We start from the raw sequence: 22,872 nt of genomic DNA, 5'->3' as shown, positions 1-22,872 counted from the left end.
CGAGGGCGCGCCGTCCCCTCACAGGCCGGCGAACCGGGCCCCCGCGTCCCGCAGCCGCTCGTGCAGCCCCCTGAAGACCTCCGCCGAGCGGACGCCCGGCCAGTCGGCGGGCAGCAGGTGGGTGGGCAGGCCCGGGTCGGTGTAGGGGAGGTGGCGCCAGGAGTCGAGGGCGAGGAGGTAGTCGCGGTAGGCATCCCCGGGCGGGGTGTCCGCACAGGCCTCCCAGGCGTGCAGCACGGGCCCGTGCGCGTCCAGGAAACGCTCGTGCTCCTTGGCGATGGCGGCCAGGTCCCACCAGCGGGCCACCGCGTCGGCCGTGGGCGCGAAGCCCAGGTGCTCGCCGCGGAAGAAGTCCACGTACGGATCCAGGCGCAGCCGGCGCAGGGTGTGCTCCGTCTCCTCGTACAGCCGGGCCGGGGCGATCCACACCCCCGGGGCCGCGGTGCCGAAGCCCAGACCGGCGAGCCGGGAGCGCAGCACGTGCCGCTTCTGCCGCTCCGACTCGGGGACCGAGAACACCGCGAGCACCCAGCCCTCGTCCGCCACCGGCGCACCGGCGTAGATGCGCCGGTCGCCGTCCTCCAACAACTGGCGGGCCTGCGCGGAGAGTCCGTACCCGGCCGCGCCGGACTCCGTGCGGGCAGGCAGCAGCAGACCGCGCCGCTTCAGCCGGGAGACCGAGGAACGCACGGAGGGCGCGTCCACCCCGACCGCGGCCAGGAGCCGGATCAGCTCGGCGACGGGCACCGGGCCGGGCATGAAGCGGCCGTACGCGCCGTAGAGCGTGACGATGAGGGACCTGGGGGCGTGCTGCTCGGACACGTTGATCATTTTAGGTCGTCGGCGTCACTGCCGGTCGCCTTCGGTGCGCAGGAGGAACCGTTGCAGCTTTCCGGTGGCCGTGCGCGGCAGCGCGTCCAGGAAGACGAACTCGCGCGGGCACTTGTAGGGCGCCAGCTCGGAGATGAGGAACTCGCGCAGCGCCTCCGGGTCGTGCCGGGCCCCGGCGCGCAGCACCGTGTAGGCCACGACCACCTGCCCGCGGACCTCGTCCGGGCGGCCGACGACCGCCGTCTCGGACACGTCCGGATGACGCAGCAGCGCGTCCTCCACCTCCGTTCCCGCGATGTTGTACCCGGCGGAGATGATCATGTCGTCCGCGCGGGCGACATAGTGGAAGTAGCCCTGCCCGTCGCGCTTGTAGGTGTCGCCGGTGACGTTCCAGCCGTCCCGCACGTACTCCCGCTGCCGTGGGTCGGCGAGGTAGCGGCAGCCGACCGGGCCGCGGACGGCCAGCAGTCCGGGCTCGCCGTCGGGCAGGGGCTTGCCGTCGGCGTCCTGGACGCGCGCCTGCCAGCCCGGTACCGGCACGCCCGTGCTTCCGGGCCGGATCAGCTCGTCGGCGGCGGAGATGAAGATGTGCAGCAGTTCGGTCGCGCCGATCCCGTTGATGATGCGCAGGCCCGTGCGCTCGTGCCAGGCCCGCCAGGTGGCCTCGGGCAGGTTCTCGCCGGCCGAGACACAGCGCCTGAGGGACGAGACGTCGTGCCCGCCCAGCTCCCCCAGCATGGCGCGGTACGCGGTCGGCGCGGTGAACAGGACGGAGACCCGGTGCTCGGCTATCGCGGGCAGCAGCTGCCGGGGGCCGGCCTGTTCGAGGAGCAGGGTGCTGGCCCCCGCCCGCAACGGGAAGATCACCAGCCCGCCGAGGCCGAAGGTGAAGCCCAGCGGGGGACTGCCGGTGAAGACGTCGTCCTCGTGGGGCCGCAGCACATGCCGTGAGAAGGTGTCGGCCGTCGCGAGCACGTCCCGGTGGAAGTGCATGCACCCCTTCGGGCGACCCGTGGTGCCGGAGGTGAACGCGATCAGGGCCACGTCGTCGGCCGCGGTGTCCACCGCCGGATAGGAGGTGGCGGGGGCGGGGCGGCGCAGCAGGTCGTCGGGTGTGTCACCGCCGTACGTCGTGATCCGCAGCCCGGGTATCCCGGCCTTCGCCAGGTCGTCGACCGCCCGTATGTCGCACAGCGCGTGCCCGACCCGGGCCATCTCGCACATGGCCGCCAGCTCGTGCGGGCGCTGCTGGGCCAGCACGGTGACCGCGACCGCGCCCGCCTTCAGCACGGCCAGCCAGCAGGCGGCGAGCCAGGGCGTGGTGGGACCGCGCAACAGCACCCGGTTGCCCGGGACCACGCCCAGGGTGCCGGTGAGCACGTGCGCGATCCGGTCGACCCGGGCGCGCAGCTCGCCGTACGTCCAGGCGGGGCCCGTCGGGGTGCGCAGCGCCGGACGGTCCGGGTCGGCGTGCTCCAGCAGCTCCGCCGCGCAGTTCAGCCGATCGGGGTAACGCAGCTCCGGCAGGTCGAACCGCAGGTCCGGCCACTCGTGCGGCGGGGGCAGATGGTCGCGCGCGAAGGTGTCGATATGGGCCGAGAGGTGCATGGCGGTCCGCCCCCTTGCCGTGACAGACGTCCAGACGGGCTTTCTGGTGGGCTCGCGCTCCCCCAGAGGGGGGACCCCCAGCGTATCGTGTTGGTGACGGCAGTCAACTGTGCGCGATAACGTCGGAAGCCGGGTGGGGAGGGGCCCGCCCCGGAAGGCGACGGGGAGGCCGGGCCGGCCGCCCCGGAGGGAGGACGGCTGTGTCCGCATTCTCACTCGCACCGGAGCAATCCGCCTGGTGTGCCGAACTGCGCGAGCTGGCCGCGAAGCGGCTGCGCCCGCTCGCCGACGAGGGCGAGCCCGGCCGCGTCAACCGGCCGCTCCTCGCCGAGCTCGGCCGGCTGGGCCTGCTCGCGCGGCTGTTCGGCTCCGGCGCGCTGGACCTGTGCCTGATGCGGGAGTCCCTCGCCCAGGCCTGCACCGAGGCCGAGACCGCCCTCGCCCTCCAGGGCCTGGGCGCCCACCCCGTGCACGCCCACGGCACCCCCGCCCAGCGCGAGCGCTGGCTGCCCCGGGTCGCCGACGGCAGCGCGGTCGCCGCGTTCGCGCTGAGCGAGCCCGGAGCCGGGTCGGACGCGGCGGCGCTGGCCCTCGCGGCCGAGCCCGACGGCGACGGCTGGCGGCTCACCGGCGCCAAGTGCTGGATCTCCAACGCCCCCGAGGCCGACTTCTACACCGTCTTCGCCCGCACCGCACCCGGTGCCGGGGCCCGCGGGGTGACCGCCTTCCTGGTCCCCGCCGACCGGCCCGGACTCACCGGCAGCGCCCTGGAGATGCTCTCGCCGCACCCCATCGGCGCCCTCGACTTCGACGCCGTGCCCGTCACCGCCGCCGACGTGCTCGGCGAGGCCGACCGCGGCTTCGCCGTCGCCATGGGCACCCTCAACCTCTTCCGGCCGAGCGTCGGCGCCTTCGCGGTCGGCATGGCCCAGGCGGCGCTGGACGCCACCGTCGGCCACACCAGCCGGCGCGAGGCGTTCGCCGGCCGGCTGATGGACCTTCAGGCCGTGTCCCACCAGGTCGCCGAGATGGCCCTGCGCACCGAGGCGGCCCGGCTGATGGTGTACGCGGCGGCCTCGGCGTACGACGCGGGGGCCGACGACGTCCCCCGGCGCGCCGCGATGGCCAAGCTGCTCGCCACCGAGACCGCGCAGTACGTCGTCGACACCGCCGTCCAGCTGCACGGCGCCCGCGCCCTGCGCCGCGGCCACCTCCTCGAACACCTCTACCGCGAGGTGCGCGCGCCCCGTATCTACGAAGGTGCCAGCGAGGTCCAGCGGGGCATCATCGCCAAGGAGCTGTACGCCACGGCACAGAAGGAGGCCCGGTGACGACCGAGCGCGTCAACCCGCCCGAGCTGTCCCCGCCCACGGGCTTCTCCCACGCCGTCGTGGCGGCCGGTTCCCGCCTGGTGTTCCTGGCCGGCCAGACCGCCCTCGACACCGACGGCAAGATCACCGGGGACACGTTGCCCGAGCAGTTCGAGAAGGCCCTCGGCAACCTCCTCACCGCCCTGCGCGCGGCCGGCGGCACCCCCGCCGACCTGGCCCGGATCACCGTCTACGCCACGGACGTCGCCGACTACCGCGCCCACGCGCGGCAACTCGGCCGCATCTGGCGGGAGTCGGCGGGCCGCGACTACCCCGCGATGGCCGTCGTGGAGGTCGTACGGCTGTGGGACGAGCGGGCGCTGGTGGAGCTGGACGGGTTCGCCGTGCTGCCGTAGCCCTGCGGGGGGCGGGTCCGGCCGCATCCGCGGCCCGCTGGCGGGGCCGCGCCCCGGGCCGCGCGGGCGCGGGGGCCGCGCCTCCGCCCGGGACAGGACCGGACGGTGTCACGACGCGCCACCGATGGAGTGACGGTCACGCCCGCCGACTCGGCCGCCCAGTACCAGTGGAAGCCCTCGATCCCCTGGAACCGGGAGACACCCCATGCCCGTACGCCCTGTCATCGCCGGCGCCCTCGGTGCCGCGGCCCTTCTGTGCGCCTCCGTCGGACCGGCCGGGGCCGACCCCTCCGAGCTCATCACCGTCGACTCCGTCGGCCTGATCGCGTCCGACGGGACGGTGACGCTCTCCGGCAGCTACCGCTGCCTCGGCGGTACCGGACCGGTCCTCGTCAGCTCCTCGCTCAGCCAGGCCGACCCCGGTCTGAAGCACGGCATCGGCGGCAGCACCGCCCGGTGCGACGGCGCGGAACACCGCTGGGAGAACTCCGGCAAGGCGTCGCCGGAGGCGCTGAAGGCGGGGACGGCGCGGGTGGAGGCCACCCTCATGGAACTGCGTCCCTCCGGTATCCTCGTGCTGCCCGCCCTGCACGCGGCGACGGACCGGGACATCACGCTCGCCCGCGACGGCGCGTTCCCGGCGTCACCCAAGGCCTCGCCGAAGGCGTCGGCGAAGACCGGGGCCGGGAAGTCGCCCAAGGCCTCGCCGAAGGCGTCGGCGAAGACCAGGGCAGGGAAGTCGCCGAAGGCGCCCGCCAAGGCATCCGCCGGGAAGCCGGCGAAGGTGCCCGGCAAGTCCGCCCGCTGAGCCGCGCCCGCCGGGGCGCCCCCCGGCTTCAGGCCCCGATGCCGTCCCGGTCCGGCGCAGCCGCCCTTCGCCGGACCACCGGGCCGCCCGGGCGGCGCAGGGCGGCGACGAACTTGTAGCGGGAGCCGCGGTAGACCGAACGCACCCACTCCACCGGCGTGCCGTCCGCGTCCCGCGAGTGCCGGGACAGCAGCAGCATCGGCAGACCCACGTCGGTGCCGAGCAACTGGGCCTCCCGCGGCGTCGACAGCGAGGTCTCGATGGTCTCGTCGGCCTCGGCGAGATGGACCCCGTACACCTCGGCGAGCGCCGTGTACAGCGACGGACAGGTGGCCAGCGAGCGGCGCAGGCCGGGGAAGCGCCGTACGGACAGATGGGTCGTCTCGATCGCCATCGGGTCTCCGCTGGCCAGCCGCAGCCGCTCGATCCGCAGCACCTTCTCGCCGATCCCGATGCCGAGCAGGCCCGCCAGCTTCTCGTCCGCGGGGATCTCCCCGATGTCCAGCATCTGCGAGGCCGGGGCGAGGCCCTGGGCGCGCATGTCCTCGGTGTGCGAGGTGAGCTGGAGCGTGCGGTAGAGCTTGGGCTGGGCGACGAAGGTGCCCTTGCCCTGGATCCGGTCGAGCCGTCCCTCGCCGACGAGTTCCTGGAGCGCCTGCCGGACGGTGGTCCGTGAGGTGTCGAACCGGACGGCGAGCAGACGTTCCGCGGGCATGGCCGAACCGGGCTGGAGCGCCTCGGCCATGGAGAGGAGCTGCTGCTTGATCCGGTAGTACTTCGGCACGCGCGCGGTGCGGCCGGGCGTCCCCCTGTGCGGCTGGGCGCTGCTGACGTCGGTGGTCATGCCTGCCTTCCCGGCTGTGTCGATGGGCTCCCGTTATAGCGACCAACTGCCCTATGGTCTAGTCCAACTGAACGGTCCGGGCGAAAGGGCCGGAATGCGGACGGACGCCCTCCGGTGACTTTCTCGTAACGGCCGGTACCGGCTTCCCGAACCACCCTTGACACTCCAAAAGGTCTAGGCCAAGCTCCACCGTACTGGTCTACACCATTAGTGGCCAGGTCCCGAGCCCTTACGTGCAACAGCGTCGTACGCAAGTCACCGCCGAGGGCGTGGGGGGTTAGTGGCATCCCTGAGGAGGGTGGCGTGAAGCGCAAGCTTGCGGCCGCGATCGTGATCGCGGGCATGATGGTCTCCGTGTCGGCGTGCGGCGGGGACGACGGCGACGACAGCAAGAACGCGGGACCGGACAGCTTCAAGGGCCAGACGCTGACGGTCTGGACGATGGACGGCTCCGCGCCGGACCAGTGGGTCAAGGACGTCACGGCCGCGTTCGAGAAGAAGACCGGCGCCAAGCTGAAGTTCGAGACGCAGAAGTGGGACGGGATCCAGCAGAAGATCACCACCGCTCTCTCCGAGTCCAACCCGCCGGACGTGCTCGAGGTCGGCAACACCCAGACCCCGGCCTACGCGGTCACCGGCGGCCTCGCCGACCTGGCCGACGTCAAGAGCGCGGTCGGCGCCGACTGGACGCCGTCCGTCTCGCAGTCCTCCGTCTACGACGGCAAGCAGTACGCCGCGCCCTGGTACTTCACCAGCCGTGTGGTCATCTACAACAAGAAGATCTGGGCCAAGGCCGGTATCAAGGACATCCCGAAGACCCGGGACGAGTTCTTCAAGGACATGGAGACCATCGGCAAGAAGACGGACGCCGAGCCGCTCTACCTGCCCGGCCAGAACTGGTACTTCTTCGACGGCCTGACCATCGGTCAGGGTGCCGACCTGGTCAAGAAGGACGGCGACAAGTACGTCTCCAACCTCGGTGACGCGAAGGTCGCCAAGGCCATGGAGATCTACAAGAAGTACCAGTCCTTCTCCAAGGCCCCCAAGGACAAGGACGAGGCCACCCCGCAGCAGGCCGAGGTCTTCGCCAAGGGCAAGACCGGCGCCTTCTTCGGCATGGGCTGGGAGGCCGGCACGGCCATCGCCGCCAACAAGGCCATCGAGAAGGACCTCGGCTACTTCCCCATCCCCGGCGAGACGGCGGACAAGGCCGAGAGCGTCTTCCTCGGCGGCTCCAACCTGGCCGTCGCCCAGGGCAGCAAGAAGCAGGAGCTGGCCAAGGAGTTCCTGAAGATCGCCCTGTCCGACCAGTACGAGGGTGAACTGGCCAAGCTCAACGGCGTCATCCCGAACAAGAAGTCCCTGGAGACCAACCTCAAGGGCAACGCCGTCGCCGAGGCCATCGCCCCGGGTGCCGCGGTCGGCGGCACCACCCCGCTGATCCCCGAGTGGGGCGCGGTGGAGAACACCCCCAACCCGATCAAGGCCTACATGACGGCCGTGCTGAACGGCAAGTCCCCGGCGGACGCCGCCAAGCAGGTCGAGGCCGAGATAAACAAGCGCCTGGCCCAGGAGAACTGATGACCGTGCCGGGGGCGCCGAGCGGGCGCCCCCGGCCCGCCTGTGCCGTTCGCGCGGCCACGGATGCCGCGCGCACGGCCACGGCTGTCGTGCGCACGGCGGCCGAGGAAGTCGTTCGTACGGCCACGGAAGAGATGACGATTCATGTCAGTGCAGACCGAAGGCACGGACACGGCCGGGGGGCCCGCTGTCCGCAAGGCCCGGGTGCCGGCGCCGCCGCGAGGTGACACGCCCGCCTCCGGCGCCCCGTCCCGCCGCGGGACCGCCGCCCCCTACCTGCTCCTGCTGCCCGCGCTGCTGGCCACCGTGGTCCTCCTCGGCTGGCCTCTGGTCAAGAACGGCATGCTGTCGTTCCAGAACCTCAACCCGCGCCAGCTCATCCAGCACCTCACCGAGTGGAACGGTGTCGACAACTACCGGGAGGTGCTGTCCGAGGCGGAGTTCTGGCACGTCGTAGAGCGCTCCGTCCTCTTCACCGCCGCCAACGTCGTCCTCATCATGGTGTTCGGCACCCTGATCGGGCTGCTGCTGACCCGGCTCGGCAAGCGGATGCGGCTGCTGCTCATGGTGGGCCTCGTCCTGGCCTGGGCGATGCCCCCCGTCGCCGCCACCACCGTCTACCAGTGGCTGTTCGCCCAGCGCTTCGGCGTCGTCAACTGGACGCTGGACAAGCTCGGCTGGCACTCCATGGCCGACCACAACTGGCTCAGCAGCCAGTTCTCCACGTTCGCCGTGATCCTCCTGCTGCTCGTGTGGGGGTCGGTGCCGTTCGTGGCGATCAACCTGTATGCCGCCACCACCACGATCCCCAAGGAACTGTACGAGGCAGCGTCCCTGGACGGCGCCGGCGCCTGGAAGAGCTTCACCTCGGTGACCCTGCCCTTCCTGCGGCCCTTCCTGTACGCCACGACGTTCCTCGAGGTCATCTGGATCTTCAAGGCGTTCACCCAGATCTTCGCCATCAACGAGGGCGGGCCCGACCGCCTCACCGAGACCCTGCCGATCTACGCCTTCGTCGAGGGCGTCGGCAACCAGCACTTCGGGGTCGGCGCGGCGATCTCCTTCCTGACCATCCTGGTCCTGCTCGTCATCACCTCGTACTACCTGCGCATGGTGCTCAAGCAAGAGGAGGACGAGCTGTGAAGCGCTCGCTCTTCGGCCGTATCTGGCCCAACGCGACCGCCGTCGTCCTCTTCGTCGGTTTCGCGTTCCCCGTCTACTGGATGTTCGCGACGGCCTTCAAGCCGACCGGCGACATCATCTCCGAGACCCCGGTCTGGTTCCCGACGGACATCACCTTCGACCACTTCAAGAAGGCGGTCGACGCCGACCACTTCTGGACGCTGGTCCTCAACTCCGTCACCGTCACGGTCCTGTCGGTCGTCTTCTCGCTCGTCATCGCCCTGTTCGCGGCCTTCGCGCTCGCCCGGATGCGGTTCCGGGGCCGGCGCGGGCTCATCGTGACGTTCATGCTGGCGCAGATGGCCCCCTGGGAGGTCATGATCATCGCCATCTACATGATCGTCCGGGACAACGACATGCTGGACAGCCTGGTACCGCTCACCGTCTTCTACACGATGATGGTGCTCCCGCTGACCATCCTGACGCTGCGCGGCTACGTGGCCGCCGTGCCGAAGGACCTGGAGGAGGCGGCCATGGTCGACGGCTGCACCCGTCCCCAGGCGTTCGTCCGGGTCATCTTCCCGCTGCTGGCCCCCGGTCTGATGGCGACCTCGCTGTTCGGGTTCATCACCGCCTGGAACGAGTTCCCGCTCGTCCTCATCCTCAACAAGGACATCGAGAAGCAGACCCTGCCGCTGTGGCTGTCCCAGTTCCAGACCGCCTTCGGCGACGACTGGGGCGCCACCATGGCCGCCTCGTCCCTGTTCGCGCTGCCCATCCTGATCCTCTTCATCTTCCTGCAACGCAAGGCCGTCAGCGGCCTGACCGACGGCGCCGTGAAGGGATGACCCCGACGATGACCACCATCGCCACCACCGCATCGGACAGCGGCTCCGCCGCGGGCGACACCCTCGCCCGTGACGCCCTCGCGGTGCTTCAGCCGGGGTTCGACGGCACCACCGCCCCCGACTGGGTGCGCCGCCGCATCGGCGAGGGCCTCGCCTCCGTCGCCCTGTTCGGCCGCAACGTCGTCAGCGAGGAGCAGGTCACCGGCCTCACCGCCCAGCTGCGCGCCGAACGCGACGACCTGCTGGTCGCCATCGACGAGGAGAGCGGCGACGTCACCCGCCTCGACGTGCGCACCGGCTCCTCCTTCCCCGGCAACCACGCCCTCGGCGCCGTCGACGACCCCGGCCTCACCCGGGCCGTCTCCCGCGAGCTGGGCCGGCGCCTGGCCGCCTGCGGCGTCAACTTCGACTGGGCGCCCTCCGCGGACGTCAACGCCAACCCCGACAACCCCGTCATCGGTGTCCGCTCCTTCGGCTCCGACACCGGCCTGGTGGCCCGGCACACCGCCGCCTGGGTCGAGGGGCTCCAGTCCACCGGCGTCGCCGCCTGCACCAAGCACTTCCCCGGACACGGCGACACCAACGTCGACTCCCACCACGCGGTACCCCGCATCGACGTCGACGCCGACACCCTCTTCGAGCGCGAACTGCCCCCGTTCCGCGCGGCCATCGCCGCCGGCACCCGGGCGATCATGAGCGCCCACATCCTCGTCCCAGCCCTCGACCCCGACCGCCCCGGCACCCTGTCCCGGCGCGTCCTCACCGAACTGCTGCGCGGCGAACTCGGCTACCAGGGCCTGGTCGTCACCGACGGCATGGAGATGCGGGCGATCTCCGGCACCTACGGACTGGAGCACGGTGTGGTCCTCGCGATCGCGGCCGGCGCCGACGCCATCTGTGTGGGCGGCGGGCTGTGCGACGAGGGCACCGTGCTGGGCCTCAGGGACGCGCTCGTGGCCGCCGTACGCTCCGGTGAACTCCCCGAGGAACGGCTCGCCGACGCCGCTGCCCGGGTGCGCGGCCTCGCCGCCTGGACCGCCGCGTCCCGCGGCGACGCCGAGAAGACCGCGCCCGACCCGGAGATCGGCCTCGTCGCGGCCCGCCGCGCGCTGACCGTCACCCGGGCCGGCACCGCCGCACCGGTCACCGGACCGGCCTACGTCGCCCAGTTCAACCCGGCCCCCAACATCGCCGTCGGCGACCAGACCCCGTGGGGCGTCGCCGCGGAACTGGAGCGGCGGCTGCCCGGCACCGCCGCCGGCTCCTTCACCGGCGAGGGCGCCGGTGCCGCCGTCCTCGCCGCGGCCGGCGGGCGCCGGATCATCGCCGTCGTCCGCGACGAACACCGGCACGACTGGATGCGCTCCGCCCTCGACACCCTGCTCGCCGCCCGCCCCGACACCGTCGTCGTGGAGATGGGCCTGCCGCAGGCCGCCCCGCGCGGCGCCCTGCACATCGCCACCTACGGTGCCGCCCGCGTCTGCGGGGTGGCGGCGGCCGAGGCCGTCCTCGCGGGCTGACCCGCCCCTCCCGGCCGCCCGCCCCTCACCGCGGGCGGCCGGTCCTCTTCCTTTCTCTCCCTCCCGGGGAAGCCGGTGGCCCTTTCGCGCCCCGGCACTTGCCACCGGCACATGTCTCACGTCCGACCCCAAGGTGTTGTCGTCCCGATCACCACGGAGTGAACGCATGCACAAGCCCGACACCTACCTCCACCGAGCGGCGACCGGCCGCCCCTACTTCAGCGCCGACGGCGAGACCTACCTCGCCCCGACCCCCCTGCGCGACCTGGAGAAGACCCAGCCGCTGCGCGTGCTGTCCGAGGAGGACCTCGCCTTCTGGCAGACCTACGGCTACGTCGTCGTACGCGAGGCCATCACCCCCGGCGAGGCCAAGGCCCTGCTCGACTTCGCCTGGCGGTTCCAGGGACTCGACCCCGACCGCCCCGACACCTGGTACGACGAGCCGGAGTTCCGCTCCGAACTCGACCGGCACCTCTACATCTACGGCTTCGTCGAGGCGTACCACCACCAGCTCCTCTGGGACAGCCGGCAGAACCGGCGCGTCTACGACGCCTTCGTGGACGTGTGGGACAGCCCGGAGCTGTGGGTCACCCTGGACCGGCTCAACCTCAACCCGCCCAACAGGCACACACGTTCGCGCTCCCTGATCGAGCCCACCGACGAGGGCTTCGACATCGAACTGCACTGGGACGTCGACACCACCCTCGCCGTGCTCCCGCAGCGCGTCCAGGGCATCATCGCCCTCAACGACACCCGGCCCGAACTCGGCGGCTTCCAGTGCGCCCCGGAACTCTTCCGCCGCTTCGAGGAGTGGCGCGTCGCCCGGCCGCCCGGCCGCGACCCGGTCCGGCCCGGCACCGACCCCGCCGAATTCCCGGTGATCCGCCCCGACCTCCAGGCCGGCGACCTGCTGATCTTCAACGGGCTGCTGGCGCACGGCGTGGCACCGAACCTCTCCGACAACGCTGTCCGAGCCGTCCAGTACCTGTCGATGATGCCCGCCCTGGAGGAGCACACGGCCCTGCGCGACTCCCGCGTGCACTCCTGGCGCACCCTCGCCACCCCCGACTGGAACGCCACGCTGCTCGGCGACGCCCGCGAACCGGAAGCCCTCCGCTACGGTCCCGCCGAACTCACCGACCTGGGGCGCAGGCTGCTCGGCCTCGACTCCTGGGCCGCGGAAGGCGCCCGGTGAACCGGATCTGCCTCTGCCTGCCCACCAACCGGGCCTGCCCCGCCACCATCACCGCCCTGCACGCCGAGGCCGGCTACGCCGCCCACCGGTTCGGCGCCGACGTGCACCTGCTGATCCTGGACTCCGCCGGCGAGCGCACCCGGGCCGCGCACACCCGCACGGTCGCCGCCCTGCCCGCGGAGCCCGGCGTGACCGTCCACCACCTCGACGAGGAAGCCCAGCGGGACTTCCTGCGCCGGGTCGTCCGGCGGGCCGGCCTGCCCGAGCCCGGCCGGCTGCTGAGCCTCATGCTGCCGCCCGCCGTCTCCTACGGCGCCTGCACCAACCGCGCCTTCCTGCTCGCCGCGGCCCTCGGCTGTCACTCCGTGCACCGCCGGGACTCCGACAGCACCTACCAGACCCACGCCGGACAGCCGGTGTTCCCCGTCCACCACGAGCTGCCCTGGCTGGGCCGGCCGGCCGCCGAGGCGTCGGCCGCCGTCACCCGCACCGACCTCGACCCGGCCCACACCGCCCGCCCCGTGTCACTGGCCGGCGCCTCCTTCATCGGTGAACTCTCCGTCGACATCGGCGAGATACGGCGCCTGGACGAGGGCGTCTACCACGACGTGGTCGGCCTGTGGGCGCCCGCCGACGCCTCCGCGGAGCAGCGGCGCGCGCTGGTCGAGGAGTCCTTCACCGGGGCGGGCACGGCCCCTTTCACCGGCGACCGCTCCACCCTGGCACTCGTGGACCCGATGCGCGTCGACATGTGCAACATCGCCCTGCACCGCGACGTGTACGAGCGGATCCCGCTGCCCCCGGCGACCGACACCATCGGCAGCGACTACTTCCTCATCCACCTGGTCCACGACGCCACGCTCCCCGGCATCCTGCACAACCGGCACATCGAGAACTTCTACACCCCCGACCGCCGCACCGACGCAGGCTTCCTCGCCTACCAGACCCGCTTCGTGAAGTTCCTGCTGTCGATGCTCTACTTCCACCACGTCTACGCCCGGATGACCGCCGAGGGCGCCGGCCTGCTGGACGGCGGGCAGCGGGTCCGGCCCGGCCCGGTCCTGGAGTTCCTGCGGCAGAGCACGGGCCTGGACCGCGCCGAGAACGTCTGGCGCCTGGACCGGGTGGACACCGCGTACCGGAAGCTCGGGGGGCAGTACGCGGCCTTCGCGGACCGGCTCGCCTCGCACCGCGACCGGTTACTCGACCAGGCCGAACAGGACATCCACGACTTCGCCCACCTGACCGAGGCATGGCCGGCACTGATCGAGGCGGCCCGCACATGAGCGCCCCGAACGGGCGCGGGGCCCCGCCCGATGTGCGGCTGCCGCCGCGTGGGCGCGACCGGCCACAGGTGACCCGCACCCGCGCGACGGCACTCCACGGCACCCCCCTGGGCGCACTCGGCGCACACCTCGCCGCGTCCGACGCCGACCGCATCGTCTACGACCTCACCGGCATAGCGCACCAGTACGACAACCTGCTGGCAGAACTCCCCGGCACCGACGTCCGCTTCGCCCTCAAGGCCTGCCCCGTCGACGAAGTCCTGCGCTGCCTCGCCGAGCGCGGCGCCGGCTTCGACGCGGCGAGCCCCGCCGAGATCAGGCAGGCACTGAACGCCGGCGCCCCGGCCGACCGCATCCACTACGGCAACACCGTCAAGTCCGACCACGACATCGCCGAAGCCCACCGCCTCGGCGTCCGCACCTTCGCCACCGACAGCCTCGAGGACGTCACCGCGATCGCCGCGCACGCCCCCGGCGCCCGGGTCTTCTGCCGCCTGGCCACCAGCGGAGAGGGCGCCCTGTGGGGTCTGAACCGCAAGTTCGGCTGCGCCCCCGACGACGCCGTCCGCGTCCTGGCCACGGCCCGCGCGGCCGGCCTCGTACCGGCCGGCCTGTCCGTGCACGTCGGCTCCCAGCAGATGACCGGCGAGGCCTGGCAGCGGGCCCTGGACTCGCTCGCCGGGACGCTCGTGGCGCTGGACGGGCTCGGCATCGCACCGGACCACGTCAACCTCGGCGGCGGCCTGCCCGCCCTCGGCTACCTCGACCGGCACGGCAACCCCCTCGACCCGCCGCTGGACAAGATGTTCGCGGTGATCCGCGAGGGCATGGAACGGCTGACCGGCCTGACCGCCTCCCCGCTCCGCCTCGTCATGGAGCCGGGGCGCCACCTGGTCGCCGACCACGGCGCCCTCCGGGCCCACGTGTACCGGCTGACCGAGCGGGCCCAGCCGGACGGCACCCACGCCCGCTGGCTGTACCTGAGCGCGGGCAAGTTCAACGGCCTGTACGAGATGGACCAGGTGCGTCACCGGCTCGTCTTCCCCACGCAGCCGGACGACGGCGACGACGAGGCGTACGTGCCGGCCGTCGTCGCGGGCCCCACCTGCGACAGCGACGACGCCTACGGCGCCGGCCGGCACCCGGTGCGCGTGCCCCGCGCCCTGGCCTCCGGCGACCCGGTCTGGATCCTGTCCGCCGGCGCCTACGCCACCAGCTACACGACCCAGGGCTTCAACGGCATCCGCCCGCTGCCGTGCGTGTGCGTACGCGGCCCGGAAGGACAGCACTGACATGAACGACCTGATACGGGGCATCACCGAGGCCGACTGGCCCCGGCTCGCGGCCCTGGAGAGCGAGGCGTACGCCGAACTCTGTCTCGCCGAGGGCGAGCAACTGCTGCGCTCCCGGGCCCGCGCCTCGGCCGGCACCTGCTTCGTCCTCGACCTCGACGGCCGGCCCGCCGGCTACGTCCTCGCCCTGCCCTACCCCCGGTTCCGCTGCCCCGACCTGGCCCGCCCGGAACAGGCCGTCCACCACACCACCAACCTGCACCTGCACGACCTGGTCGTCAGCGCGCCGCTGCGCCGCCGGGGCCTCGGCACCCGGCTGGTGCGCCATCTGACCGAGGCGGCCCGTGCCCGCGGCTTCGCGACCGTCTCACTGGTCGCCGTCGCGGGCAAGGAGCCGTTCTGGCGCGCCAACGGCTACCACGCCCACCCGGCGGCCCCGGTCCCGCCGGACTACGGCGGCGACGCGGTCTACATGTCGGCCGACGTGGCCGCCGCACCCCACCCGCACGAGGCCCGGGAGGCCGTCTGATGCCGGAGCTGCCCTTCGCGCGCGCCAAGTGGTCCGTCGCCGCGCTGTTCTGCTTCCTCGGCTTCCAGTACGGCACCTGGATATCCCGCCTGCCCGCGCTGAAGTCCCGGCTGGACCTGGGCGCGGGCGAGGTGGGCCTGCTGCTGATGGCCTGCGGGGCCGGTGCGGCGGCCTCCTTCCCGCTGGTCGCCGTCCTGATGCGGCGGCTCGGCTCCCGGCGGCTGTCCCTCGCCTCCGCCGGCTGCCTGATCGCGGTCCTGGCGGCCCTGGCCGCCGTACCGAACTACCCGCTGGCGCTGCTCGCCGTGTGCGCCGACGGAGTCGCCGTGGGCTGCCTCAACGTCGCCATGAACGCGCAGGGCGCCGCGCTGGAGCGGACCTACGACCGCACCGCGATGTCCCAGCTGCACGCCGTCTTCAGCGCCGGGCTGCTCGCCGCCGCCCTGCTGGCCTCCGCCGTCACCGCGCTGACCGGATCCGTCCCCGCCCACTTCACCGTCGCCGGGGCCCTGCTGCTGCTCCTGCTCGGCGGCGCCCGGCCCGGCCTGCCGGCCCACCAGGAGCCGGACTCCGCCGCCCCGGACGAGCCGAAGCGGCGCGTGCGCCGCGCCCTGACCTCCGGTACGACCCTCCTCATGGGCTGCTCCATGGCCTTCGGCACGATCACCGAGGGCGCGATGAACGACTGGTCGACGCTCTACCTGGAGGACGTCGTCGAGGCGTCCGCGAGCGTCGCCCCGCTCGGCATCGCCGTGGTCTCCGTGACGATGCTCCTGGCCCGCGTGTGCGCGGACCGCTGGCGCACCCGCTGGGGCGACGGACGCGTCGTGCGCACCGGCAGCGCGGTGGCCGCCGCCGGCCTGGCCCTCGCCCTGCTCGCCGGCGGAGTGGTCCCCACGCTGCTCGGTTTCGCCTGCGTCGGCCTAGGTGCGGCCGCCGTCACCCCGTGCGTGTACGTGGCGGCGGCCGGGCGCGGCTCGGACGCCCTCGCCCTGGTCGCCGCGATGGGCACCACCGGTCTGCTGGGCGGTCCGGCACTGATCGGCTTCGTGGCGGGCGCGGCGAACCTGACCCTCGGCATGGCCACGGTGGCCGTCTCGGCCCTGATCGTCACGGTGACCGCCTGCTGGATCCCGTGGCGGGCCCGGGCCGCCGTGCTCGCCGAGACCTGAGCCGGGACGGTCCCGGCCCGGACCGGCGCGGCGCGGCCCGCGCCGGGCGCCGTCACGACCTCCCGCGGTGGTCCGGCGTCCGGAACGCGGACTTCTCGTCCCAGGTGGCGGTGTCCAGGCCCGCGGAGTCGAGCAGGTGCTCGCCGTAGAGGTCCTGGAGCCAGTTCGTCTGGTAGATGGTGTCGAGGTAGCGCTCGCCGAGGTCGGGGGCGACGGCCACCGCGGTGAGGTCGTCGCGGTCGTGCCGGGCCAGCCAGTCCGTCGCCGCGCTCACCACCGTCCCCGTCGACCCGCCGAACAGGAAGCCCCGGCGGGCCAGGCGGTGGCAGGTGCGGATGGTGTCCGCCTCCTCCACCCGGATCACCTCGTCCACGTACGACTCGTCGAGCAGCGGAGGGCGCATGCTCATGCCCAGCCCGGGGATCATCCGGCGGCCGGGCTTGCCGCCGAAGGCCACCGAGCCCACGCTGTCCACGGCGACGATCCGCACCGGCCGGTGCCACTCGCGGAAGTAGCGCGCGCAGCCCATCAGGGTCCCGGCCGTGCCCGTCCCGAGGAACAGCACGTCCAGGCGCGGGAACTGGCCGGCGATCTCCGGCGCCGTCGTGCGGAAGTGCGCCCGCCAGTTCCCGGCGTTGGTGTACTGGCTGAGCCACACGTACCGGTCGTCGGACGCGCACAGCGAGCGGACGTACTCGAGCCGCGTGCCGAGGAACCCGCCGTTGGAGTCCAGGTCGGTCACGACGTGCACCTGGCTGCCGAGGGCCTCCATCAGCAACTTGGTCGACAGGTTGCACCGGGGGTCCGTCACGCACAGGAACCGGTAGCCCTTGCTGGCGGCGATCATGCTGAGCGCTACGCCCAGGTTCCCGGAGGAGGACTCGACGAGGATGGAATCCGGTGTCAGGCTTCCGTCCCGCTCGGCGCTCTCCACCATCTCGTTCGCGGCCTTCAGCTTGATGGAGCCGGCGAAGTTGAAACCCTCGCACTTGAGGTAGAGGCGGTATCCGAATATCGACGCCAGATCGACGAAGAGGCTTCCTTCGTTGAAGGCGTGGGGCGCGGAGATGACGGGCACGGCAGGCCTCCTGTTACCAGGGCTGAGGGCTACGGCCTCAGCCGTACCGGCGCAAATCGTGGAAGAAGTCGTCGATGAGGCGGAGCTGGCCCGCCCGGGCCACTTGGTCGTAGACGAACTTGCCGACGGCCAGGTCGAGGACGCCGAGGCCGAAGGGGGAGAAGATCACCGGCTGGTCCTGCGGCGGGGCGGCCCGGCCCAGCATCACGTCGTTGAGCGTGCCGTTGAGGAAGTCGCGGTTGCCCGTGCGCTGCTCGACCAGGTGCGGTGAGGTGTCCGCCTTCAGGCAGTGCTCGACGTCGTCGACGAAGTTCGCCGCGGTGAGCAGCACCTCGGGGGCCAGATCGCGCAGGGACACGTGCAGGACCACCGGGTTGTGGCCGAACCAGCCCGGGGCCGTGACATGGGGCCGGCCCGCGATGGTGGCGAACACCACCAGGTCGCTGGAGCGGATGAGGCTCTCCGCGCTGTCGTGGACGGTGACCGGTTCGGCGGCACCGGTATGCCGCAGGTAGCCGCAGAAGCCCTCGGTGCTGTCGGCGGACACGTCGTGCACGCCGATCGCGTCGAACGTCCAGCCGGTGCGGGCCAGGAAGGTGTGGATGTAGCGGGCGATCAGACCCGTGCCGAAGAACCCGACGCGGCGCGGCCGCGGCCGGTTGCGGCTGAGCCAGTCGGCGGCCAGCGCGGCGGACGCGGCGGTCCTGGTCGCGCTGATGATGGAGCTCTCCAGACACGCGAAGGGGTACCCCGTGTCGTGGTCGTTGAGGATGAGCACCGCGGAGGCCCGCGGAAGCCCGGCGTCGACGTTCTCCGGGAAGCTGGAGATCCACTTCAGGCCGTCCACGTGGACGGACCCGCCGATGGAGGCCGGCAGCGCGATGATGCGGGCCGTCGGACGGTCGGGGAAGCGCAGGAAGTACGACGGCGGGTTGACCGAGTCCCCGGCACCGTGCAGCCGGTAGGTGGCCTCGACCAGCTCCACGAGCTGTTTCTCGCTGCCTTCCAGTGCCTTCTTCACCTGTTCGCCGGAGATCACCGCGAAGCTCGGTACCGAGGGCGGTTCGGCTCCCGCCGCGTGGGTGGTCGTGGACAGCAGATCGGTCATCGTCCGCTCCCTTCGGTGCCGGGGCGGCCGTCGGCCAGGCGCCGCGGCTCGGCCATGCCGACCAGAACCCGCCGTTCGCCGGTGAACGGCTCCCTGCTGTGCGCGGTGCGGATGTTGTCCACGAGCATCAGGTCACCGGCCTGCCAGGGCTCGCGCCGGGTGTGCTCCTCGTACGTGGAGTTGATGAGCTGGACGACGTCCTCGCCGATCTCGGTGCCGTCCCCGTAGCGGGTGTTGAACGGCAGTCCGTCCGAGCCGTACTCGTCCACCAGGTACTCGCGCACCTCCGGGGCGAGCGTCCACTCGTTGAGGAAGGCGATCTGGTTGAACCAGCAGCGCCGGCCCGTGAGCGGGTGCCGTACGACGGCACCGCGGCGCTGTTCGGTGCGCAGGGAGCCGTCGGGCCGCCAGGTGAACTCGATGGCGTGGGAACGGCAGTAGCGTTCGATCCCGTCGCGGTCGTCGGTGCCGAACGACTCGGCCAGCGACGCCCCGATCTCGTCGTTGTAGCTGCGGGTCAGCAGCCAGCCCTCCTGCTCGAACCGTTTCGTCAGCTCGGCGGGCAGGGCCTGGAGCACCTGCTCGGCGTCGGCCACCGCCGTCGCCCCGCCCTGCTCGGGCGCCGTCAGGCACGCGAACAGCATCAGGCCGGGCACCTCCAGCGGATAGCTCAGCTCGTGGTGCATGCACATCGGCTGGTTGGCCGGCCAGGGCGTGGAGGAGTACAGCCCGTGGCCCTCGGCCTCGCGGGGGGCGAACGCCTCCGTCTCCGTCATGAGCCCGTCGGTCAGCCGCGCGAAGACGGCACCGGCCTGGTCCGCGTCCCGCAGGCCGAGACCGCGCACGAGCAGCGCCCCGTGCTCGGTGACCTGCGCACGCAACGCCTCGCGGAACTCGGCCGCCCAGCTCGCGGTGTCGTCCGGCGGATCGACGCGCAGCAGCGCCGGGCGGTCCGGCCGCAGCTCCACGTCGAGTGGTGCTGCAAGGGATGAGGACGGCATCTCGGTTTCCTTTCGGTGACCCGTCGGGGGGAGGAGGAACGGGCCTCAGGTGGAGGCCAGGGGTACGGCCGCGCTCAGGACGGCCTGCGCCGCCTCGGCCGGGCGGGTGCGCAGGAAGTAGTGGCCCCCGTCGGCCAACTCGTGCAGATCGACGTGCTCGGCCAGGAGCAGCCAGTCGCGGTGCCGTTCGGCGTGGCCCGCGGTGTACGGGTCGTCGGCGGCGACGACCACCGTGACCGGCACGGACAGCCGCACCGGCGGTGGGGACTCCAGGGCCGCCAGGAAGTGGCGGTGGGCGGACACGCAGTCGTGCCGGTAGGCGGCACCGATGTGCTCGGCGTGCCGCTCGTTCAGCTCCGCCAGCTCCGTGTAGCCGCCGTCCGCGGCCAGCCCCGCCGCGATCTCCGCGTCGGTGCGCCTCGTCAGACCGGCGATGGCGGTGCTCCGCTCGGCGGCGGTGCCGAGCAGCTGCGCGCCGAGGAACACCCGCGTCACCCGCACGCCCCGCTCCTGGAGCCGCCGGGCGGTCTCCAGGGCCGGTGCCGCGCCCGACGAGTGGCCCCAGAGCATGACCCGGGTCAGGCCGCGCGCCGCGATCTCGGCGGCGACCCGGCCGGCCACGTCCGCGATCGACGCGAACGGCTCGCGCCGGTCCGCCAGGTCGTGACCGGGCAGGTCCACGGCGAGGACCGCCAGACCGCTGCCCGCCAGCGCCGCCGCCATCGGCCGGTAGTTGACGGCGTTGCCGCCCGCGTACGGGAAGCACACCAGGGCGCACTCCGCCGCACCGTCCGCCTCCGACACGGGCTGAAGCAGCCCGGGACGCTGCCGGGCGGTGCCGTCGAGGACGGCGGCCAGGTCGGCGAGCACCGGATGGCGGGTGATGTCCTTCAGGGAGACCGCGCGGTCGAGGGCGACGCTGAGTCTGACGGCCGTCAAAGAGGTGCCCCCGGAGTCGAAGAAGTGGTCCGTACGGCCGATCCGGTGCTCGGGCACGCCCAGCAGCTCGGCCCAGGCCGCCGCCAGCCTCCGCTCGGTGGGGCTGAGGGCCTGCTGTTCCGTCCCGTCCCGCCCGGCGGCCAGCTCCTCCCGCTCGCTCTGCTCGTTCTGCTCGGCCCGCGCGGTCAGCGCCTTGCGGTCGATCTTGCCGTTGGCGGTCAGCGGCAGACCGTCCTGCCAGTGGAAGGCAGAGGGGACCATGTAGGCGGGCAGCGCCGCGGCGAGCGCCTCGCGCAGCACGTCCGGCTGGTGCCGGCGGCCGGTGTGGAAGGCGATCAGGTGCTTGTTCCCGCCGCCCCGCTCCACGACGACCACCGCACCGTCCCGCACGCCCGGCACCCGCAGCAGGGTGTTCTCGATCTCGCCGATCTCGATCCGGAAGCCGCGGATCTTGACCTGGTTGTCCCGGCGGCCGAGGAACTCCAGCCTGCCGCCGGGGTGCCAGCGGCCCCGGTCGCCGCCCAGGTAGAGCCGCTCACCGGGCCGGTACGGGTCCGTGCGGTAGGCCTCCCGGGTCCGCTCGGGGTCGTTGACGTATCCCCGGCCCACGCAGACACCGGAGAACGCGATCAGCCCCGGGGCGCCCAGGGGCACCAGCGACAGATGCTCGTCCACGACGTAGACGCGTACGTTGTTCACCGCACGGCCCAGCAGCACGCGGTCGGGCACGCCCGTCAGGACCTCGTGGTTGGTGTCGTCCGAGGTCTCGGTCAGCCCGTAGGCGTTGAGCAGCCTGATCCCCGGCTGGATCGCGAACCAGCGCTGGACCAGCTCCCGCTTCAGCGCCTCACCGGTCACCGACACGCACCGCAGGTCCGGCAGCGCGCGGGGGCGCTGTTCCAGGTACGAGGCCACGACCTCCAGGTAGGAGGGCACGACCTGGGCCACCGTGACCCGGCCGTGCACCAGCGTGTCGACGAACCGCTCCACGTCCACGACCACGTCCTGGCCGACCAGCAGGGTCCGCCCGCCGACCAGCAGCGCCGACATCAGCTGCCACAGCGAGATGTCGAAGCACTGCGGGGCCGTCTGCGCCACCACCGACCCCTCGCCGATCCCCAGGTCGTCGATCTTGGCGTAGAGGTGGTTGAGCATGCCCGCGTGCTCGCACATCGCCCCCTTCGGCTCGCCGGTGGAGCCGGAGGTGAAGTAGATGTAGGCCAGCCGGCCGGCCTCGACCGGCACCTCCGGGTCGTCGTCGGTGTGCGGTTCCGCGTACGCCGTCTCGACCGGCAGCTTCTCGATCCCCGGCACGGTGGCCAGCGCCTCGTCGAGGGTCCCGGTGCTGCCGGACTCGGTGAGGACCAGCCGGCAGTCCGCCCGCGACAGCATGGCCGCGATCCGGCCGGCCGGGAAGTGCGGCTCGATCGGCAGGTAGACGCCGCCCGCCTTGAACACCGCCAGCGTCGCCGCCAGCCAGTCCAGGTTGCGTTCGGTGACGACGGCCACCACGCCCTCCCGGCCCAGCCCGCGGTCCAGCAGCGCCCGCGCCAGCCGGTTGGCGCGGGCGTTCAGCTCTCCGTACGTCCACTCCCGGTCGCCGTGCACCGCGGCCACCGCGTGCGGATGCGCCCGTACCCGCTGCTCGAACAGCTCGTGCGCGCGGGCGTCCGGCAGCGCCCGGCGGGGGCCCGCCAGCTCCTCCAGCTGCTCACGCACCTCCCCGGCCGACAGCAGACTCTGCTGGGCGTGCTCCGCGTCCGGGCCGGCCGCCAGCAGCCGGAGCGCCTTCAGGTGGTAGCCGCCGATCCGGGCGGCGCTGTCGGCGTCCAGCACGTCCGTGCGGCAGCGCAGCCGCAGCACCAGCCGCCCGCCCCGGTCGCACCAGCGCACATGCAGCAGCCCGTCGTCGGCGTGGTCCTCGTCGGCGCCCATGGGCCCGAACACCACCTCGTACGACGGCTCGGTCACCCCCAGTTCCCGCCGCAGCTCCGCCACCGGGAACTCCCGGTGCGCGAGCACCTCCGCCTCGGCGTGCTCGGCGGCCGCGACCAGCGCCCGCCAGGACCCCGGAGGCACCTCCAGGCGGCACGGCAGCGGTTCGCCGCGCACCCCGGCCGTGTAGCCCGTCACCACCTCGTGCTCGCCGGACAGCGCGGCCAGCACCTTGGCGTGCGCCGCCAGCAGCAGCGAGCTGAGCGGCAGTCCCGAGCGCCGCACCAGGGCGCGCACCGAGGTCGCCACGTCCTCCGGGACCGGCACTTCCTGCTCCAGCGTGCCCGGCATCGGGTCCCGGACCCAGCGGGGCACGGCGGTGCCGCTCCCGGCGGTCAGTACACGGCGCCAGAACTCCCGGTCGGCTTCCACGCGCGTTCCCATCGAAT

At 72.7% G+C, this 22,872-nt stretch carries 19 protein-coding genes; 12 read left to right on the top strand and 7 right to left on the bottom strand.

Annotated features, from left to right (window positions below; translation table 11 throughout):
* Positions 1-18: 18 nt before the first annotated feature.
* Both JK361_RS03930 and JK361_RS03925 read right to left on the bottom strand, forming a co-directional pair.
* Positions 19-831, bottom strand: a complete 813-nt coding sequence (locus tag JK361_RS03930) for a PaaX family transcriptional regulator (protein WP_201814181.1) — start codon at positions 829-831, stop codon at positions 19-21.
* A gap of 15 nt (positions 832-846) precedes the next feature.
* Positions 847-2,439 carry an AMP-binding protein gene (locus tag JK361_RS03925; protein ID WP_201814180.1) on the bottom strand — a complete coding sequence of 531 codons (1,593 nt, stop codon included), beginning with the start codon at positions 2,437-2,439 and terminating at the stop codon, positions 847-849.
* 200 nt (positions 2,440-2,639) lie between these two features.
* On the opposite strand from JK361_RS03925, the gene JK361_RS03920 reads away from it, so the two are divergent.
* The 3 genes from JK361_RS03920 to JK361_RS03910 all read left to right on the top strand — a co-directional run bounded on the left by JK361_RS03920 (position 2,640) and on the right by JK361_RS03910 (position 4,973).
* Complete coding sequence (locus JK361_RS03920; RefSeq protein ID WP_201814179.1) at positions 2,640-3,770, top strand: acyl-CoA dehydrogenase family protein; 1,131 nt, start codon at positions 2,640-2,642, stop codon at positions 3,768-3,770.
* Entirely contained in the window at positions 3,767-4,165 is a 399-nt protein-coding gene (locus tag JK361_RS03915) for a RidA family protein (protein WP_201814178.1), read from the top strand. Before JK361_RS03920 ends, JK361_RS03915 begins: the two co-directional genes overlap by 4 nt.
* A 205-nt stretch (positions 4,166-4,370) precedes the next feature.
* On the top strand, positions 4,371-4,973 hold the full coding sequence (locus JK361_RS03910; protein ID WP_307787147.1) for a DUF6299 family protein: 603 nt from the start codon (positions 4,371-4,373) through the stop codon (positions 4,971-4,973).
* A gap of 28 nt (positions 4,974-5,001) precedes the next feature.
* Here JK361_RS03910 and JK361_RS03905 read toward each other — a convergent pair whose 3' ends face one another.
* Positions 5,002-5,817 (bottom strand): GntR family transcriptional regulator, encoded by an 816-nt coding sequence (locus JK361_RS03905; RefSeq protein WP_201814177.1) that lies wholly within the window; start codon positions 5,815-5,817, stop codon positions 5,002-5,004.
* 303 nt (positions 5,818-6,120) lie between these two features.
* Between JK361_RS03905 and JK361_RS03900 the strand changes: the two genes are divergently transcribed.
* The 9 genes from JK361_RS03900 to JK361_RS03860 all read left to right on the top strand — a co-directional run bounded on the left by JK361_RS03900 (position 6,121) and on the right by JK361_RS03860 (position 16,362).
* On the top strand, positions 6,121-7,398 hold the full coding sequence (locus JK361_RS03900; protein WP_201814176.1) for an extracellular solute-binding protein: 1,278 nt from the start codon (positions 6,121-6,123) through the stop codon (positions 7,396-7,398).
* Positions 7,399-7,542: 144 nt separating this feature from the next.
* On the top strand, positions 7,543-8,541 hold the full coding sequence (locus JK361_RS03895) for a carbohydrate ABC transporter permease (RefSeq protein ID WP_201814175.1): 999 nt from the start codon (positions 7,543-7,545) through the stop codon (positions 8,539-8,541).
* The gene (locus JK361_RS03890) at positions 8,538-9,368 is read left to right on the top strand and encodes a carbohydrate ABC transporter permease (RefSeq protein WP_201814174.1); all 831 of its coding nucleotides are present in this window, start codon (positions 8,538-8,540) and stop codon (positions 9,366-9,368) included. The genes JK361_RS03895 and JK361_RS03890 overlap by 4 nt, the downstream gene beginning before the upstream one ends.
* Positions 9,369-9,376: 8 nt before the next feature.
* Entirely contained in the window at positions 9,377-10,888 is a 1,512-nt protein-coding gene (locus JK361_RS03885) for a glycoside hydrolase family 3 protein (protein WP_201814173.1), read from the top strand.
* Between the two features lie 166 nt (positions 10,889-11,054).
* Positions 11,055-12,083, top strand: coding sequence for a phytanoyl-CoA dioxygenase family protein (locus tag JK361_RS03880; protein ID WP_201814172.1), 1,029 nt, complete (start codon positions 11,055-11,057; stop codon positions 12,081-12,083).
* On the top strand, positions 12,080-13,369 hold the full coding sequence (locus JK361_RS03875) for a DUF6271 family protein (protein WP_201814171.1): 1,290 nt from the start codon (positions 12,080-12,082) through the stop codon (positions 13,367-13,369). The genes JK361_RS03880 and JK361_RS03875 overlap by 4 nt, the downstream gene beginning before the upstream one ends.
* Positions 13,366-14,661 (top strand): type III PLP-dependent enzyme, encoded by a 1,296-nt coding sequence (locus JK361_RS03870; RefSeq protein WP_201814170.1) that lies wholly within the window; start codon positions 13,366-13,368, stop codon positions 14,659-14,661. The genes JK361_RS03875 and JK361_RS03870 overlap by 4 nt, the downstream gene beginning before the upstream one ends.
* A 1-nt stretch (position 14,662) precedes the next feature.
* Complete coding sequence (locus JK361_RS03865) at positions 14,663-15,190, top strand: GNAT family N-acetyltransferase (RefSeq protein ID WP_201814169.1); 528 nt, start codon at positions 14,663-14,665, stop codon at positions 15,188-15,190.
* Entirely contained in the window at positions 15,190-16,362 is a 1,173-nt protein-coding gene (locus JK361_RS03860; RefSeq protein ID WP_201814168.1) for an MFS transporter, read from the top strand. The genes JK361_RS03865 and JK361_RS03860 overlap by 1 nt, the downstream gene beginning before the upstream one ends.
* Before the next feature lie 52 nt (positions 16,363-16,414).
* On the opposite strand, the gene sbnA is transcribed toward JK361_RS03860, so the two are convergent.
* The 4 genes from sbnA to JK361_RS03840 are packed head-to-tail and all read right to left on the bottom strand — an operon-like array spanning position 16,415 to position 22,867.
* A complete protein-coding gene (sbnA, locus tag JK361_RS03855; RefSeq protein WP_201814167.1) occupies positions 16,415-17,440 on the bottom strand; it encodes a 2,3-diaminopropionate biosynthesis protein SbnA in 1,026 nt (341 codons plus the stop codon).
* A 37-nt stretch (positions 17,441-17,477) separates the two neighbouring features.
* Complete coding sequence (gene sbnB, locus JK361_RS03850; protein ID WP_201814166.1) at positions 17,478-18,548, bottom strand: 2,3-diaminopropionate biosynthesis protein SbnB; 1,071 nt, start codon at positions 18,546-18,548, stop codon at positions 17,478-17,480.
* Positions 18,545-19,549, bottom strand: coding sequence for a TauD/TfdA family dioxygenase (locus JK361_RS03845; protein ID WP_201814165.1), 1,005 nt, complete (start codon positions 19,547-19,549; stop codon positions 18,545-18,547). Before JK361_RS03845 ends, sbnB begins: the two co-directional genes overlap by 4 nt.
* A gap of 45 nt (positions 19,550-19,594) precedes the next feature.
* Positions 19,595-22,867, bottom strand: a complete 3,273-nt coding sequence (locus tag JK361_RS03840) for a non-ribosomal peptide synthetase (protein WP_201814164.1) — start codon at positions 22,865-22,867, stop codon at positions 19,595-19,597.
* Positions 22,868-22,872 lie beyond the last annotated feature (5 nt).

Origin of the sequence: Streptomyces musisoli (genome assembly GCF_016741855.1) — a bacterium.
In the GTDB taxonomy this organism is placed as follows: Bacteria; Actinomycetota; Actinomycetes; order Streptomycetales; family Streptomycetaceae; genus Streptomyces; species Streptomyces musisoli.
Note: the sequence above shows the minus strand (reverse complement) of the source record. Positions and strands in the feature narration are given on the sequence as shown.

What these genes read in the sequence shown, in the direction of transcription:
- JK361_RS03870 (WP_201814170.1), top strand. Translation starts at nt 13,366, where the DNA reads ATGAGCGCCCCGAACGGGCGCGGGGCCCCGCCCGATGTGCGGCTGCCG.
- JK361_RS03895 (WP_201814175.1), top strand. Translation starts at nt 7,543, where the DNA reads ATGTCAGTGCAGACCGAAGGCACGGACACGGCCGGGGGGCCCGCTGTC.
- JK361_RS03845 (WP_201814165.1), bottom strand. Translation starts at nt 19,549, where the DNA reads ATGCCGTCCTCATCCCTTGCAGCACCACTCGACGTGGAGCTGCGGCCG.
- JK361_RS03885 (WP_201814173.1), top strand. Translation starts at nt 9,377, where the DNA reads ATGACCACCATCGCCACCACCGCATCGGACAGCGGCTCCGCCGCGGGC.
- JK361_RS03925 (WP_201814180.1), bottom strand. Translation starts at nt 2,439, where the DNA reads ATGCACCTCTCGGCCCATATCGACACCTTCGCGCGCGACCATCTGCCC.
- JK361_RS03865 (WP_201814169.1), top strand. Translation starts at nt 14,663, where the DNA reads ATGAACGACCTGATACGGGGCATCACCGAGGCCGACTGGCCCCGGCTC.
- JK361_RS03880 (WP_201814172.1), top strand. Translation starts at nt 11,055, where the DNA reads ATGCACAAGCCCGACACCTACCTCCACCGAGCGGCGACCGGCCGCCCC.
- JK361_RS03840 (WP_201814164.1), bottom strand. Translation starts at nt 22,867, where the DNA reads ATGGGAACGCGCGTGGAAGCCGACCGGGAGTTCTGGCGCCGTGTACTG.
- JK361_RS03930 (WP_201814181.1), bottom strand. Translation starts at nt 831, where the DNA reads ATGATCAACGTGTCCGAGCAGCACGCCCCCAGGTCCCTCATCGTCACG.
- sbnB (WP_201814166.1), bottom strand. Translation starts at nt 18,548, where the DNA reads ATGACCGATCTGCTGTCCACGACCACCCACGCGGCGGGAGCCGAACCG.
- JK361_RS03910 (WP_307787147.1), top strand. Translation starts at nt 4,371, where the DNA reads ATGCCCGTACGCCCTGTCATCGCCGGCGCCCTCGGTGCCGCGGCCCTT.
- JK361_RS03860 (WP_201814168.1), top strand. Translation starts at nt 15,190, where the DNA reads ATGCCGGAGCTGCCCTTCGCGCGCGCCAAGTGGTCCGTCGCCGCGCTG.
- JK361_RS03905 (WP_201814177.1), bottom strand. Translation starts at nt 5,817, where the DNA reads ATGACCACCGACGTCAGCAGCGCCCAGCCGCACAGGGGGACGCCCGGC.